The sequence below is a fragment of the Flavobacterium ranwuense genome (assembly GCF_004349315.1).
Taxonomy (GTDB): Bacteria; Bacteroidota; Bacteroidia; order Flavobacteriales; family Flavobacteriaceae; genus Flavobacterium; species Flavobacterium ranwuense.
Map to the genome: position 1 here is coordinate 874,058 of NZ_SMLH01000001.1, position 14,844 is coordinate 888,901.

At 35.0% G+C, this 14,844-nt stretch carries 13 protein-coding genes and 1 riboswitch; of the genes, 7 read left to right on the forward strand and 6 right to left on the reverse strand.

Going from position 1 to position 14,844, the window contains the following annotated elements; all coding sequences use genetic code 11:
• Positions 1–168 precede the first annotated feature (168 nt).
• A riboswitch (cobalamin riboswitch) is annotated at positions 169–362 on the reverse strand.
• A gap of 210 nt (positions 363–572) precedes the next feature.
• Positions 573–1,919: a deoxyguanosinetriphosphate triphosphohydrolase gene (locus tag E0I61_RS03800; RefSeq protein ID WP_132069507.1), complete on the forward strand. Its 1,347-nt coding sequence runs from the start codon at positions 573–575 to the stop codon at positions 1,917–1,919.
• 3 nt (positions 1,920–1,922) lie between these two features.
• On the opposite strand, the gene E0I61_RS03805 is transcribed toward E0I61_RS03800, so the two are convergent.
• On the reverse strand, positions 1,923–2,957 hold the full coding sequence (locus E0I61_RS03805; protein WP_132069509.1) for a DUF3078 domain-containing protein: 1,035 nt from the start codon (positions 2,955–2,957) through the stop codon (positions 1,923–1,925).
• A gap of 38 nt (positions 2,958–2,995) precedes the next feature.
• On the reverse strand, positions 2,996–4,777 hold the full coding sequence (locus E0I61_RS03810) for a 1-deoxy-D-xylulose-5-phosphate synthase (protein WP_132069511.1): 1,782 nt from the start codon (positions 4,775–4,777) through the stop codon (positions 2,996–2,998).
• 38 nt (positions 4,778–4,815) lie between these two features.
• On the opposite strand from E0I61_RS03810, the gene E0I61_RS03815 reads away from it, so the two are divergent.
• Positions 4,816–5,259: a nucleoside deaminase gene (locus tag E0I61_RS03815; protein WP_131990343.1), complete on the forward strand. Its 444-nt coding sequence runs from the start codon at positions 4,816–4,818 to the stop codon at positions 5,257–5,259.
• Between the two features lie 146 nt (positions 5,260–5,405).
• Here the strand turns inward: E0I61_RS03815 and E0I61_RS03820 are convergent, their stop codons facing one another.
• Positions 5,406–6,950, reverse strand: a complete 1,545-nt coding sequence (locus E0I61_RS03820; RefSeq protein WP_132069513.1) for an Rne/Rng family ribonuclease — start codon at positions 6,948–6,950, stop codon at positions 5,406–5,408.
• 325 nt (positions 6,951–7,275) lie between these two features.
• Positions 7,276–7,566, reverse strand: coding sequence for an HU family DNA-binding protein (locus E0I61_RS03825; protein ID WP_066080765.1), 291 nt, complete (start codon positions 7,564–7,566; stop codon positions 7,276–7,278).
• Positions 7,567–7,699: 133 nt separating this feature from the next.
• Here E0I61_RS03825 and mutY point away from each other — a divergent pair, with 133 nt between their 5' ends.
• From mutY to gldD, 4 genes are read left to right on the forward strand one after another with little or no spacing between them, the layout of a single operon-like run.
• Complete coding sequence (gene mutY, locus E0I61_RS03830; protein ID WP_131990341.1) at positions 7,700–8,737, forward strand: A/G-specific adenine glycosylase; 1,038 nt, start codon at positions 7,700–7,702, stop codon at positions 8,735–8,737.
• Between the two features lie 46 nt (positions 8,738–8,783).
• Positions 8,784–9,224, forward strand: a complete 441-nt coding sequence (locus tag E0I61_RS03835) for a single-stranded DNA-binding protein (protein WP_131990340.1) — start codon at positions 8,784–8,786, stop codon at positions 9,222–9,224.
• Positions 9,225–9,247: 23 nt separating this feature from the next.
• On the forward strand, positions 9,248–10,543 hold the full coding sequence (locus tag E0I61_RS03840) for a gliding motility-associated protein GldE (RefSeq protein ID WP_132069514.1): 1,296 nt from the start codon (positions 9,248–9,250) through the stop codon (positions 10,541–10,543).
• Positions 10,544–10,549: 6 nt separating this feature from the next.
• On the forward strand, positions 10,550–11,113 hold the full coding sequence (gldD, locus tag E0I61_RS03845) for a gliding motility lipoprotein GldD (protein ID WP_131990338.1): 564 nt from the start codon (positions 10,550–10,552) through the stop codon (positions 11,111–11,113).
• 64 nt (positions 11,114–11,177) lie between these two features.
• On the opposite strand, the gene E0I61_RS03850 is transcribed toward gldD, so the two are convergent.
• Entirely contained in the window at positions 11,178–11,555 is a 378-nt protein-coding gene (locus E0I61_RS03850) for a heavy-metal-associated domain-containing protein (RefSeq protein ID WP_131990337.1), read from the reverse strand.
• A gap of 109 nt (positions 11,556–11,664) precedes the next feature.
• Here E0I61_RS03850 and E0I61_RS03855 point away from each other — a divergent pair, with 109 nt between their 5' ends.
• Positions 11,665–12,531, forward strand: coding sequence for a DMT family transporter (locus E0I61_RS03855; protein ID WP_132069516.1), 867 nt, complete (start codon positions 11,665–11,667; stop codon positions 12,529–12,531).
• A 251-nt stretch (positions 12,532–12,782) separates the two neighbouring features.
• Here the strand turns inward: E0I61_RS03855 and E0I61_RS03860 are convergent, their stop codons facing one another.
• A complete protein-coding gene (locus E0I61_RS03860; RefSeq protein WP_235832058.1) occupies positions 12,783–14,831 on the reverse strand; it encodes a M16 family metallopeptidase in 2,049 nt (682 codons plus the stop codon).
• Between the last annotated feature and the right edge of the window lie 13 nt (positions 14,832–14,844).

Consider the following 14,844-nt stretch of genomic DNA (forward strand, 5'->3'; position numbering starts at 1 on the left):
TGAATAAATCAGTTAAAAGCTCTTGATGCATTTCAAATGCTCGTTAGAAATAAATAGTAGAAAGGGGGAATACGTTACCAAAGAGAGCCGCACAACAAGGCATAAATAGTTACGCTTATTGTGTTCAGAACGCACCATACCTGACTATTGCTTCAAATCGCGAAAGCATTGTCAATTCGATAAAAGGCAGGTCTCCTGACTTGTAACATTTTTATCATCCTTCCCATTCGTCATAGACTAACAGTGGATCTTATTTCAGATAAAAACTTTTTGTGTTACTTACAGTTGCGCGACAGTTCGTGATTTACACACGATTCCCTATTAATTTACAGTTAAGTAAAACCCTTATCGGTTGATGAAGAAATAAATTAAGAACTTAAATTCGGTACAAAAGTAGCACAAATCATTTAAAGTTTTTTCTATAGGTTTATAAATTTGTTATTTTTAGGATATTGTATTAATAGGAGCTGAAACTTTAAGTTTTTCATATAAATTAAGTAATACCTGACTTTATTTCTCTTGATAATGTGTCTATTTCTTCTATCTTTGGAAAGAAATTTTAAAAAGAAATCATGAACTGGGAACAACTTTTATCACTAAGACGACAAGGCGACAAAGGCAAAAGATTGCGTGTAGAACAAGACGATACCCGTTTGGGTTTTGAGGTTGATTACGACCGTATTATCTTCTCGGCCGCTTTTAGAAGTTTGCAGGATAAGACACAAGTTATTCCATTGTCAAAAACTGATTTTGTGCACACCAGATTGACACATAGTTTAGAAGTTTCGGTTGTTGGGCGTTCTTTAGGACGATTGGTTGGTAAAAAAATAATAGAAAAATATCCGCATCTGAAAGAAATTCATGGGTATCATATGAATGATTTTGGAGCTATAGTTGCCGCGGCGTCTTTGGCGCATGATATTGGGAATCCACCTTTTGGACATTCCGGTGAAAAAGCGATTGGAGAATATTTTTCGATTGGAAAAGGACAGCAATATAAAGATCAACTTTCGAAAAAAGAGTGGCAGGATTTAATTGATTTTGAAGGAAATGCAAATGGATTTTCAGTACTGACGGCAAGTCGTCCCGGAATTGAAGGCGGACTCCGAATTTCGTATGCGACTCTTGGTGCTTTTATGAAATACCCAAAAGAAAGTTTGCCAAAAAAACCAACCAAAGATATTGCCGATAAAAAATACGGCTTCTTTCAAACCGATAAAGCCTTTTTTCAAGATGTGGCTTCTGATATGGGTTTGATTCCAAATAAATCAGGAAACGATATTGGTTTTGAAAGGCACCCTTTGGCTTATTTAGTTGAAGCTGCTGATGATATTTGTTACACCATTATTGATTTTGAAGATGGAATAAACTTAGGTTTAGTTTCCGAAGATTTTGCGTTGGAATATTTGATAAAATTGGTAAAAGACAGCATTGATACTTCTAAATATAAGACTTTAGAAACCAAAGAAGATAGAATTAGTTATTTGCGCGCTTTGGCAATTGGTAGCTTAATTAATGATGCTGTAAAAGTTTTTGTCGAAAATGAAGCATTAATTCTGGAAGGCAAATTTCCTTTTGCCATCATGGATAAAAGTAAGTATAAAGCTCAAATGGATGATATAATAAAGATTAGTGTCAATAACATTTATCAAAGCCGAGAAGTCATCGAGAAAGAAATCGTTGGCTATCAAATTATTCAAACTTTGCTGGATAAATTCATAACCGCTTTCAATAATAAATTCAATGGAAATGCTTCTAATTACGATGCGTTAATTCTTAAAATGTTGCCGGAAAAGCATCATTTGGAAAAAGAGAATCTATATGGAAGATTACTCCATATTTGTCATTATGTGTCGCTGCTGACTGATGGGAATGCTCTCGAATTGTTTGAAACGATTAATGGTAGAAAAAAGAATTAATTTTTAGAAAACATATTCGAGTCCAACACCAATTGCTTGTCTTATTTGTGTTTTTGGGCCTTCAGTTACTTGTATTCCGGCAATTTCTCTTTTTGATTTGATGTCGTCATCATAAATAACATGTGCTCCAATATTAGCTTTAACGTATTGATTCACCACAAGCTCCACTTGGAAGTCGCAATCTACATCTACATTCCCAAAACGATTTATATAATCAGAATATAAACTTAGACGATTTTCTAAATTGACATTTTTGAAAATTTCTTTTTTGTATTTATTGGTTATTAAAAAGCCAAGCTCCATTTTTGATTTTTCTCCTTCGGTGAGTAGATTTCCATCCAAGTCGTAGGTAGCTTTAGCAACACCAAAAGCACCTTGATTCGCCAGCCTTTGGTCTAAAACCAGAGTTGTTTTTAATGTAAATGGCGAAATGTAAAGTGTTCGTTTCTTTTCTTTATCGATATTTTCAGCGCCTACACCCATAAAAATATAAGCGGGAGCAAAAGGTTTGGAAATTGCTTTTTCAGTATTTGGATACGCATAACCATTAGCAAATTGCGTATTAAAATTAAATTTAGCGGAATGAAACCAGTTAGAAAGAGGGTTTATTCTATAGCCAAATGTAGAGTTAAATTGTATGGCATCTTCTGTTTTTCGTATATCAATGCCGTCTTGTTTGTTTAAACCGTATTTAACGATCAACTCATTTGACCAGTTGTAATTACTTCCGGTATAATTTCTATGAAATTTTCCTTTAAATAATCCTGAAATCGAACTTGTTCCTCCTGCACTCCAGTTAACAAAGGCAACTTCAGAGATGTCAAAGCCTAAACTGTTTTTTTTACTCCAATAGGATAATGGAAGGTAGTGCGTTTTAGTTTGTATTTTTAATGCTACTGCCAACGGTTTATTTGCTGTTGATAGCATTGTTACAGGTTTAATTGTATCAGATAGCGGTGTGATTCTTACTTCTTGAGAAAAACAATTGAAAGATATTGTAAATGTAAGTAAAAGGAATGTGTAGGTTAATAATTTCATTTTTGACTAGTTGTATTTAAGGTTGCAAAATAATTCTTTTAATAATTCGAAAAAAGTATTTCAAGACTTTTAACGTCAATTTTGCAGTATTGTTGTAATTCGGCTACAGTTCCATGTTCAATAAACTCATCCGGAATGCCTAGAGTCGTTATTTTTGAAGTATAATTGTTCTCAGAAGCAAACTCGAGAATTGCACTTCCAAAACCGCCTTTTACAGTGCTGTCTTCTATGGTAATTATAGTTGTAAATTTAGTAAAAATGGTTTGTAACGAATTTTTATCTAATGGTTTAACAAAAGAAAAATCGTAATGCGCAATAGTTTCTGGTGCGTTTATTTTGGCTATAGCCAAAGTGACATTATTGCCAATAGTTCCATTGGATAAAACGGCTACTTTCGAACCTTCTTTAATACAAATACTTTTTCCAATTTCAATTTTTTGATAGTTTCCAAGATGTTGCGTTTGCCAATCTGCAATAACACCGCGACCTCTCGGATAACGAATGGCGATAGGATGATTTAATCCCAATTGTGCTGTGTATAAAATGTTTTGCAATGCGATTTCATTCATTGGTGCATAAACAATCATATTAGGAATGCAACGCAGATAAGCCAAATCGAAAACACCGTGATGCGTTGCGCCGTCTTCTCCCACTAAACCGGCTCTGTCTAAACAAAAAATCACAGGTAAGTTTTGTAAAGCGACATCATGAATTACCTGATCGTACCCTCTTTGTAAAAAAGTAGAGTAGATGTTACAAAAAACCACCATTCCTTGAGTTGCCATTCCTGCCGCTAAAGTCACCGCATGTTGTTCGGCGATTCCTACATCAAAAGCACGTTTTGGGAAAGCCTCCATCATGAATTTCAAGGAGCTTCCAGATGGCATTGCAGGTGTAATTCCAATAATTTTTTCATTTTTTCTGGCTAAATCCAATACGGTCAAGCCAAAAACATCCTGGTATTTTGGAGGTAAATTTTCTTCGGATTTGATGTGGATTTCTCCTGTTGTGGCGTCAAATTTTCCGGGAGCGTGGTATTTTACCTGATCGTCTTCGGCTTGTTGTAATCCTTTTCCTTTGGTGGTAATAATATGAAGGAATTTAGGTCCTTTGATTTTTTGCAAACGTTTCAGTTCTTTGATAACGGCAAAAATATCATGACCGTCAATGGGACCCGAATAATCAAAATTCAAAGATTTAATCATGTTATTTTGTCTCGGATTTTTTCCTTCTTTTACGGCAGTGAGGTATTGTTTCAAAGCGCCTACACTTGGGTCAATGCCGATGGCGTTATCATTAAGAATAACCAATAAATTAGCATCGGTAACTCCGGCGTGATTTAATCCCTCAAAAGCCATTCCTGATGCGATGGAAGCGTCTCCAATCACCGCAATGTGTTGTTTGTTGAAATCCCCTTTCAAATTAGAAGCAATTGCCATTCCTAAAGCGGCTGAAATAGAAGTAGAGGAGTGGCCTACGCCAAAAGCATCGTAAATACTCTCACTTCTTTTTGGAAAACCGGAAATACCGCCAATTTGACGATTGGTATGAAAATTTTCTCTTCTTCCAGTCAGTATTTTATGTCCGTAGGCTTGATGGCCTACATCCCAAATCAATAGGTCTTCAGGAGTATTGAATACATAATGCAAAGCTATTGTGAGTTCTACAACGCCCAAACTGGCGCCGAGATGCCCTTCTTTTACAGCTACAATATCGATAATAAAATCACGTAACTCTTGGGCGACTTGAGTAAGTTGCGCTTCGTCAAGCAGGCGTAAATCGGTTGGGTTATTTATGTTTGAAAGTAAATTATCTGACATGAAGCAAATGTACGAATTGAATTCTTATTTTTGTAACTATGATAAATCCTTTCACCGACGAATATTTTATGAAAAAGGCTTTGCATGAAGCCGAAATGGCTTTCGAAAAAGGCGAAATTCCTGTTGGCGCACTAATTGTCATCGATAATAAAGTGATTGCCCGAGGTCATAATCTTACTGAAATGCTCGTTGATGTGACTGCTCATGCCGAAATGCAGGCTATTACTGCCGCCGCAAATTTTCTTGGCGGAAAATATTTAATTGGTTGCACGCTTTATGTCACACTGGAACCTTGCCAGATGTGTGCCGGTGCTTTGTACTGGAGTCAGATTTCTAAAATTGTGTATGGTGCCAGCGATGAAAATCGTGGATTTGTGAAAATGGGAACACAATTGCATCCTAAAACAACTGTTGTGAAAGGAGTTTTGGCTAATGAAGCTTCGGAGTTGATGAAGCGGTTTTTTATCGAAAGAAGGAAGTAGTATAATTCTCGAATGCCCTAGCCCGGATAGCAACGACATCCTTTTTCTGGCTTCTTTAGTCAGGAAAAGATATAGTGGAGAGCTGGAAATAGCTCCTGAGAAAAAGGCATAAAAAAACCGCCAATCTTACGAAAGGCGGTTTTAATTTATTCTATAATAACATTTTCTTTTTTATCGAAGAAATGATATTCTAAATACGTGTAAGCGTCACGAGGTATGATTTTCACCCACTTTTTATGTTCAAGAAACCATTTTGAACGTAATGATGGAAAACCTTTACTGAGGTATGCAGCCACAAACGGATGTACATTAAGCACAACGTCTTTGTGGGTTTTTAAAATTCTTTCTAAATCGGAAGCAATTTTATCAATGATTAGTATAGGAGCTTCAATCTCCGCATTTTCATTGTTTGGGTCTTCTTCTCTAGTTTTAATATTTACTTCTGGTCTTACTCTTTGTCTTGTAATTTGAACTAACCCAAATTTGCTCGGAGGTAAGATCTTGTGTTTTGCTTTATCGTCGCTCATTTCTTCTTTCAAGAAATCGAACAAAACTTTACGATTTTCGGGATTAGACATATCAATAAAATCAACTACGATGATTCCGCCCATATCACGAAGACGTAATTGTCTTGCGATTTCGGCAGCTGCAATCATATTCACTTCCATGGCGGTATCTTCCTGGTTGGTGGCCTTATTAGAACGGTTTCCGCTGTTTACGTCTATAACGTGCAAGGCTTCAGTGTGTTCGATAATAAGATAAGCCCCTTTACTCATGGATACTGTTTTTCCAAAAGAAGTTTTGATTTGTCTCTCTATGTTGTATTTCTCAAAAATAGGTGTGTCTTTTGATTGATAAAACTTAACAATTGATTGTTTGGATGGTGCAATTTCTTGCAAATAATCCTTTGTTTGGTTGTACAACTCTTCATCATCAATTTGAATACCGCTGAAGGTATCATTAAATACATCTCTTAATATTGAAGAGGCTCTGTTGAGTTCTCCTAATACTTTGGACGGATGATGAGCAGTTGGTAATTTTTTACACATTGCAGTCCATCTGCTGAGCAGGTTCTGCAAATCTTTTTCTAATTCGGCTGTATTTTTGCCTTCGGCTACTGTGCGAACAATAACACCAAATCCTTTTGGTTTGATGGATTGTACTAATCGTTTCAAGCGTTCTTTTTCTTTTTTGTCTTCTATTTTTTGTGAAATAGAAACGCGATCAGAAAACGGAACCAAAACTATAAATCTTCCGGCAAGAGAAAGCTCTGCGCTGATTCTTGGTCCTTTTGTAGATATAGGTTCTTTGACGACTTGTACTAAAACAGATTGATTGGCACTTAATACATCAGTAATAGTACCATCTTTATCTATTTCTTTTTCAAACTGAAAGGTTTTTAGGGAGAAATCTTTTAATTTACCTGCGCTTACAAGTTTTATGAATTTCAGTTGGGAAGATAAATTAGGACCTAAATCGTGATAATGTAAAAAAGCATCTTTTTCGAAGCCCACATTTACAAAAGCAGCATTCAATCCGGCAACTGGTTTCCTGATTTTGGCAATAAAAATATCACCTACCTGGAAGTTGCTTTTTTCTTCTTCTTTGTGTAATTCAATTAGTTTTCCATCTTTTAATAAGGCAAAATCTACGGCTTCAGAACTAGATCTAATGATTAATTCTTTATTCACACTGTAAATTTTTTATCTATTCGCCAAGGCGAACAAATGGATTAAACAATATTTTAACAGGTATTGAACCCGGGGAGATTTTAGATTTCTGAGTTTTGATTCTTGATTTTAGATTTTTAAAATCTGCAATCTTAAATCGGCATTCGACAATCTTAAATCTCAATTTCAATGAACGTTTAAAAAGAAAAAAGTAGTTTAAAACTACTTTTTCTTTTTGTGACGGTTAGCTCTCGCTCTTTTCTTGCGTTTGTGCGTTGCTACCTTATGTCTCTTTCTTTTTTTACCACTTGGCATATCTTGTAGATTTTATGATTAATTAATATTGTTATTTTGCTTCGTTATTTGTTTTCACTCCTTCTACAAAAACTTTTGCAGGTTTGAATGCAGGAATGTTGTGTGCAGGAATTTTTATTGTTGTATTCTTGGAAATATTTCTTCCTGTTTTCTCCGCTCTAGTTTTCACTATAAAACTTCCAAAACCTCTTAAATAAACATTGTCTCCAGTTTCTAATGAATTTTTTACTTCATTCATAAAAGTCTCTACAGTTGCCTGTACATCTCCTTTTTCAAGACCTAATTTTTCTGAAATTTTTGCTACGATATCTGCTTTCGTCATTTTCTTTCCTATTTATAATGTTGTACTATTTTTTTGAGTTTGCAAATATAGGAATTTAAAAAACAATTATTCAAGCTAATTGATTAAATTTTAATCACATAAACTTTTACTTTTGCTAACAAATAATTAAAACATGATTTTTTCTAACTCGCTAATACAATGGTATTTACAAAATAAACGCGATTTGCCTTGGCGAAATACTACTAATCCATACCCTATTTGGCTCTCTGAAATCATGTTACAACAGACGCGTGTTGCACAAGGAATGCCTTATTTTTTATCTTTTACAACCGCTTTTCCTACTGTTTTTGATTTGGCGAAAGCCAATGAAGAACAAGTTTTGAAACTTTGGCAGGGATTAGGATATTATTCCAGAGCTCGAAACTTACATAAAACAGCGCAGCATATCGCTTTTGATTTATCAGGAATCTTTCCGGGGAATTATAATGACTTATTGAAATTAAAAGGAGTGGGAGAATATACCGCAGCGGCAATTGCTTCTTTCTCTTATAATGAAGCCGTTCCCGTTGTTGATGGAAATGTGTTCCGGGTTTTATCGCGTTATTTTGATATGGATACGGATATTGCTCAGGCTTCCGCCAAAAAAGAATTCGCTGCTTTGGCTTTCGAACTCATGCCAAAAGACAATCCGGCAACTTTCAATCAAGCCATTATGGAGTTTGGCGCGTTGCAATGCGTTCCTAAAAGCCCGAATTGTGGCATTTGTGTTTTCAACGAAAGTTGTGCTGCTTTACAAAAAAACAAAGTCGATCAATTACCCGTAAAGTCCAAAAAACTAAAAGTCAGGAGCCGATACTTTAATTATTTGGTTCTTGAAGATGAAACTGGGAATACAATTATCCAAAAGAGAACAGATAAAGGAATTTGGCACAACTTATATGAATTCCCTTTGATAGAAACAGAAAAAGAAGAAGATTTTGATACTGTTGATGCTCTTATACAAAAGGATTTTAGCGACCGATATGAAATTTTGAGTATGTTAGAATACAACGAGAAAAGTATCATTCATAAATTGTCACACCAGCATTTGCATATCAAGTTTTGGAAAGTATCTGTAAAAGGAACAATTGAGAATGGAATTGATACTGAAACTTTGAGAACTTATCCTTTCCCAATTGTGATTCATAATTTTATAGAAAAGGATTTATAGAGTTTCTAAAAAAATGTATCTTTGATATAAATACCAAATCCTAACAATGAACGGAACATTAAATAAAGTTATGCTTATCGGTTTTCTTGGCGATGATATCAAAATGCATTATTTCGACGGAGGCAATTGTATCGGAAGATTTCAGTTGGCAACAAACGAAGTGTATATCAATAAAACCACTAATGAAAAAATCACTTCTACAGAGTGGCATAATCTGGTAGTACGCAATAAAGCGGCTGAACTTTGTGAAAAATACCTTTCTAAAGGAGATAAAATATATGTGGAAGGACGCATTAAGTCCCGTCAATGGCAGTCAGAGGATGGCAGTACAAAACACACCACCGAAATTCAGGTAACCGAATTTACTTTTCTTACAACAAAAAAAGACAGTGAAAACAACAAACAAATTCCTGCAGCTGATGTTGCGAAAAACACTAATTTTGACCCAGAAAATAATGTCTTGCCTATTAATGACTTGCCATTTTGATTGTTTAATTAATCTTAACTAATTTGGACCCAGAGCCCAGTTTATCTTTTGCTTACGCTAATGATGCTAATGTAGTATTTGGCTTTACAGGAATAGTCATTTTGTTGTTTTGTTCCGCTTTAATTTCAGGTGCTGAAGTAGCCTTGTTTTCGTTGTCACAAAAAGACATTGACGAAACGGTACAAGAAAATAACTCCAAAGGGAAAATTATTGCTGAACTTTTAGAAAAACCGAAAAAACTGGTAGCGACACTTCTTGTTGCTAATAATTTCATCAATATTTCCATAGTATTATTATTTTCGTTTGTTGGGGAAACTATTTTTTCGGCAGTAACAGCACCACTTTTAAAATTTATTCTGGAAGTACTGACGGCGACTTTTTTAATTTTATTATTCGGTCAGGTCTTGCCTAAAGTATATGCCAGTAGAAACAACACAAAATTTGCGAAGCTGATTGTTTATCCAATTGCTTTTCTGGATAAATTGCTTTCGCCAATAAGTTTACCCATGCGCGCTGCCACTATTTATTTGCATAACAAATTAGGTAAACAAAAAACAAATTTCTCTGTCGATCAATTGTCACAAGCCTTAGAACTAACCGCTTCGGATGAAACTTCTACAGAAGAGCAAAAAATTTTAGAAGGAATTGTAAGCTTTGGAAATACCGATACGAGACAAGTTATGAGTCCTCGAATCGATATTTTTGCTTTAGAAATAGACGAATCCTTTTCCGTTATTTGTCCCAAAATAATAGAAAAAGGATATTCCAGAATTCCGGTTTACCGAGACAATATAGACCAGATAGAAGGCGTTTTGTATGTCAAAGATTTGCTTCCACATATTAATACAAACGAATTTGATTGGAAATCATTGTTGCGAGAGCCTTTCTTTGTTCCTGAAAATAAAAAATTGGACAATTTACTTAAAGATTTTCAGAGTATGAAAAGCCATTTGGCGATTGTAGTCGATGAATATGGAGGAACTTCCGGACTGGTTTCTTTGGAAGATGTTATTGAAGAAATTGTAGGAGATATCAGCGATGAATTTGACGACGAGAATATTAATTTTTCCCAAATTGACGATAGAAATTACCTTTTTGAAGGAAAAATAAACCTCAAGGATTTTTATAGGATAATTGATGTCGACGAAGAATTATTTGAAATCAAAAAAGGAGAAGCCGAAACGCTGGCCGGGTTTATTCTTGAAATTTTAGGAAATTTTCCAAAAAAAGATCAGAAAATTTCATTCGAAAACTGTCTGTTTACAGTAGAAGCAGTAGATAAAAAACGGGTTAAACAAATAAAAGTAACGATTGAATAAGTAAAAATGTTTAAAAAAATAATCACTTTTTCGGCAATAATCACAATCTCATTTTTGAGTTTTAGTTGCAAAGATGATGTCCTGCCAAAACCATCAAGCTATCTGCGATTGGATTATCCGGAAGCCAAATATGTAAATTTCGAAAATGAATGTCCTTTTGCTTTCGAAATGAATTCGGATGCCATTATCAAAAAAGAGACTGATTGTGGATTCACGATTACGTACCCAAAAATGAAAGCAACCATTTATCTCACCTATAAACCAGTGACGAAAAATATTAATGTACTGTTGCGTGATGCGCAAAAATTGACTTATGAACACGTGATAAAAGCGGATGATATTCTGGAGCAACCGTATTTGAATTCAGACAAAAAAGTCTATGGGATGTTTTATCAGGTAGAAGGAAATGCGGCAACGAATTCACAGTTTTATGCTACAGACAGTACCAAACATTTTGTAACAGGCTCTGTTTATTTCTATGCAAAACCCAATTATGACTCCATTATGCCAGCGGCAAGTTATATCAAAAATGACATGCAACGACTGATGGAAACCCTGAAGTGGAAATAATATTTTTATAAAAAAAGCATTCGCCAGTAACGAATGCTTTTTTTATAAAATGTAAAAGTCTGAATTACGACTTCATATTTGAAACTTTGTATGTTTTACCGTCAGCAGCGGCTTCGACAACTTTAGTCAATTTTTCTGGAGTTTGAACTGTTTTGTCAAAAGTTACGGTGGCTAATTTTGTGTCAAAATCTACCGTTGCTTTTTGAACGCCATCCAATCCGGTCAAATCTTCTTGAATCGTTTTGGCACATCCTACTGCGCATGTCATTCCTTCTACGGAGAAACTCGCTGTTTGAAGATTGGCAGCTACAATTTCTTTTTTAACTTTTGGAGCTTCTGTTGCTGCAGTTTCTTTTGAAACGATATCTACTGATTTTTCTTTACAGCCTAAAAATAAAACACTTGTAAGTACTAGCGTTACGATTGATTTTTTGAAATTCATTATGATGTAAATTTTAAAGATTAAAAGCGTGTTTCTGAACTGCAAAATTAATTAAAAAAAGGAGGACTAATTCATAAAATAATTACAATTTTGGGGTAAAATTATTTTTATGGAATCGAAGCAGTTAAAATGGGTGTACTTGATGGTTCTTGCCTTGGTTTGGGGAAGTTCATTTATATTAATAAAAAAAGGACTAATTGGTTTGACAGCTTTACAATTGGGATCGTTGCGAATCATTTTTGCAGCTGTTTTTTTATTGCTGATAGGATTTAAAAGTTTATCCAAAATTCCAGTGCACAAATGGAAGTTCATTGCCTTAACTTCTCTTTTTGGGACATTTATGCCAGCTTACCTGTTTGCGATAGCCCAGACAGAAATTGATAGTTCTGTGAGTTCTATTTTGAATTCTCTTACTCCTTTGAATACATTGATTTTAGGCGCTTTGGTTTTTGGATTGCAATTCAAAAGAAATCAAATTTTTGGAATTCTGATTGGTCTAATAGGAAGCGCCTTGTTGATTTTGAACGGGGCTATCCATCATCCGGAACAAAACTATTATTATGCTATTTTAGTTTTAATAGCTTCAATATGTTATGCAGTCAATGTGAATTTAATCAAAAAACACCTGCATGATTTGAGTCCGTTGAGTATTACTACCGGTAACTTTATGGTGTTGTTTTTTCCGGCCTTCATCATCTTGTTTTTCTCCGGTTTCTTCGAAGTGGTACACGATGTGAATGTGCAGGAATCGGTTTTGTTTATAATGGTTCTTGGGGTTGTAGGAACGGGAATTGCGAATATCCTGTTCTTTAAACTCATCCAAATGTCTTCACCGGTTTTCGCTACCTCGGTAACGTATTTGATTCCTGTTGTTGCTTTTTGCTGGGGATTATTAGACAATGAAATGCTTACACCGGTTCAGTTTTTTGGTGCATTTATTGTTTTAATCGGCGTGTATTTGTCGGCTAAGAAGTAGTGTTCAGTGATCAGTATTCAGTGATCAGTGATCAGTTTGAAAAGGATAGATTTCAGTAGAGCAACAAATTTATTCAAAAACTTTATAATACCATGTAAACATAGAATTTACTGGATTCTGTTGTTGTGATTTCTCCTTCGTCGAAATGACTAACAGACACTGTTTTATTCCAGTAAAAAGAAAGTTTAAATAGCATAAAACAACAAAGGCTGCCTAAAAAGACAGCCTTTGTTTGTTAATTCAAGTTTTGATTATTGAAAATCAGCATCTGAAACACCTTCGTTGATTTTTACATCAGACATTTTTATATCCAATTCAAATCCTACATTTTGGATGATGTTAAAAGGAATTTTAACCCCTTTTACTTCTTTGTAATCCCCATAATTGGTAGTTTGAGTGATGGTTTGACCACCTTGTACCATTGTTTTTGATTCGGATACTTTCAGTCCGGAAGTTACATCGTAATAGAATGTTGTTTTTCCATTTTTTACAGCATACGCATCTTTTCCACTGATTGTTTCGATACCGCTCAATACCAATCCTTCTTTTTTAGAAAGCAATAACTCTTCGAAAGTTGTTGCGCTTGCTTTCATTTCAGTAAGATCATTCCCTTCAATGTTTTTACGTTGCCCTTGTTGCATGATGTAAGCTCCTTTTTCATTGATAACTTGTTTCATCAAACTCATGGTTCCCATCGCTAATTCAACCATTAATTTTCCTTTAGCATCTATCTTAGAAGTAAAACTTAAAGGAGAAGGTGCTTGAGGAATAGTTGTAGTTCCATTCATTACAATCGTTTTAACGGCAGAAGCTGCTTTTTCTCCGCCAATAGCTTTGATGTAATTGTCAATAACGCTTTTGGCAGTTACGCCTGCAGGAATGTCTTTTTTGAAAACGGGTTTTTCCAATGGATTACCGTATTTGTCAAAATAAAACATTGGAATTTTTAGTTTTTCCAAAGCAGGAATCACTTCCGACCCTTTTCCGGCAATAATGATTCGTTTGTTGTCTAAAAGGAAATATTTGTTGGCTGCACGAAGTACATCATCTGCAGTCACTGCATTGATAGTTTTGATATAATTTTCATAAAAATCTTTTGGAAGATCTTCTGTCTCTATATTCAAGGCATATCGGGCAATTGATTGCGGTTTTTCTACCTGCATAACAAATCGTCCGATGTAACCGGCTTTAGTGTTGCTCAGCAATTCCTCGCTTACTTTCTCAGTACGTATTTTTTTAATTTCTTTGATGAATTCAACTACTGCGCTATCTGTAACTACGTTTCTTACCGCCGAAGTCGATCTTAATTTAGTCACGTATTTTCCGCTTCCTATTATGGAACTGGCACCGTAAGTCCATGCGTGTTTTTCTCTTAAATTCATATTAAGGTAACTATTGAAGTCACCGCCAAGAATGTACGTTGCGATTACAGCAGGGAAGAAATCAGGATCACTCATCTTTAAATTCAATGTATTCACTAATGAAATCTCCGATTGTACTGCATTAGGAACATCAACAAAATTGATTTGAGTAAACGGGACATTTTCCGGTGTTGCGTAGGTCAGTTTTGGTGTGCTTCTTTTTTGCCAAGATCCAAATAGTTGCTCTACAATTGGTTTTGCTTCTTTGTATTTGATGTCTCCAATGATCACCAGATAAGCGTTTTCGGGAACAAAATAATTAGCATAATTGGCTTGAATATCCGCAAGAGTTACGTTTTTAATCGTTTCTTCGGTCATGTATTCTCCTGAAGGGTGGTTTTTTCCAAAAGCAAGTGCATCGACAACTCTGTTTGCAATTGCAGGAACACTTTTTTCCTGAGATTTAAGTCCTTCCAGTAATTTCGCTTTCTCTTTCTCGAATTCTTCCTGAGTAAAGTTTGGGTGTAAAGCTCCGTAAGACATCAATTCCAATATTCGTTTAGAATATTTAGAAAGTGCGCTTGCATAAGCTCCCTGTGAATTAAAATTAAGATCAGCCCCTAGAAAATCAATCTCTTCGTTGAAAGCATCTTTTGCTAATTTTTTACTCCCGTTTCCTATCATGGTGCTCGTCAATTCATCAACTCCTTTTTTATTGCCTTCAGCATAAGGAGCGTTGTCCAGCGAAAGACTGAAGCTGACTTTTGGTAGTTTATGATTTTCAACAATCATTACCTTCAAACCATTTGACATAACAAAAGTTTGTGGTTTTTTGATGTTTACTACTGGTGAAGCTCCAGGTTTAGGTTGTGTACGATCTTGTGCCTGCATAATTCCTGTTACCAACAAAATGAATACTAATATATTTGTTTTTTTCATGATTTAGAATGTC

Excerpts from the sequence above, each read along its gene's own strand:
- E0I61_RS03825 (WP_066080765.1), bottom strand. The coding sequence starts at position 7,566 with ATGACGAAAGCAGATATCGTAGCAAAAATTTCAGAAAAATTAGGTCTT.
- gldD (WP_131990338.1), top strand. The coding sequence starts at position 10,550 with ATGTTTAAAAAAATAATCACTTTTTCGGCAATAATCACAATCTCATTT.
- E0I61_RS03810 (WP_132069511.1), bottom strand. The coding sequence starts at position 4,777 with ATGTCAGATAATTTACTTTCAAACATAAATAACCCAACCGATTTACGC.
- E0I61_RS03800 (WP_132069507.1), top strand. The coding sequence starts at position 573 with ATGAACTGGGAACAACTTTTATCACTAAGACGACAAGGCGACAAAGGC.
- mutY (WP_131990341.1), top strand. The coding sequence starts at position 7,700 with ATGATTTTTTCTAACTCGCTAATACAATGGTATTTACAAAATAAACGC.
- E0I61_RS03805 (WP_132069509.1), bottom strand. The coding sequence starts at position 2,957 with ATGAAATTATTAACCTACACATTCCTTTTACTTACATTTACAATATCT.
- E0I61_RS03860 (WP_235832058.1), bottom strand. The coding sequence starts at position 14,831 with ATGAAAAAAACAAATATATTAGTATTCATTTTGTTGGTAACAGGAATT.
- E0I61_RS03815 (WP_131990343.1), top strand. The coding sequence starts at position 4,816 with ATGATAAATCCTTTCACCGACGAATATTTTATGAAAAAGGCTTTGCAT.
- E0I61_RS03855 (WP_132069516.1), top strand. The coding sequence starts at position 11,665 with ATGGAATCGAAGCAGTTAAAATGGGTGTACTTGATGGTTCTTGCCTTG.
- E0I61_RS03850 (WP_131990337.1), bottom strand. The coding sequence starts at position 11,555 with ATGAATTTCAAAAAATCAATCGTAACGCTAGTACTTACAAGTGTTTTA.
- E0I61_RS03835 (WP_131990340.1), top strand. The coding sequence starts at position 8,784 with ATGAACGGAACATTAAATAAAGTTATGCTTATCGGTTTTCTTGGCGAT.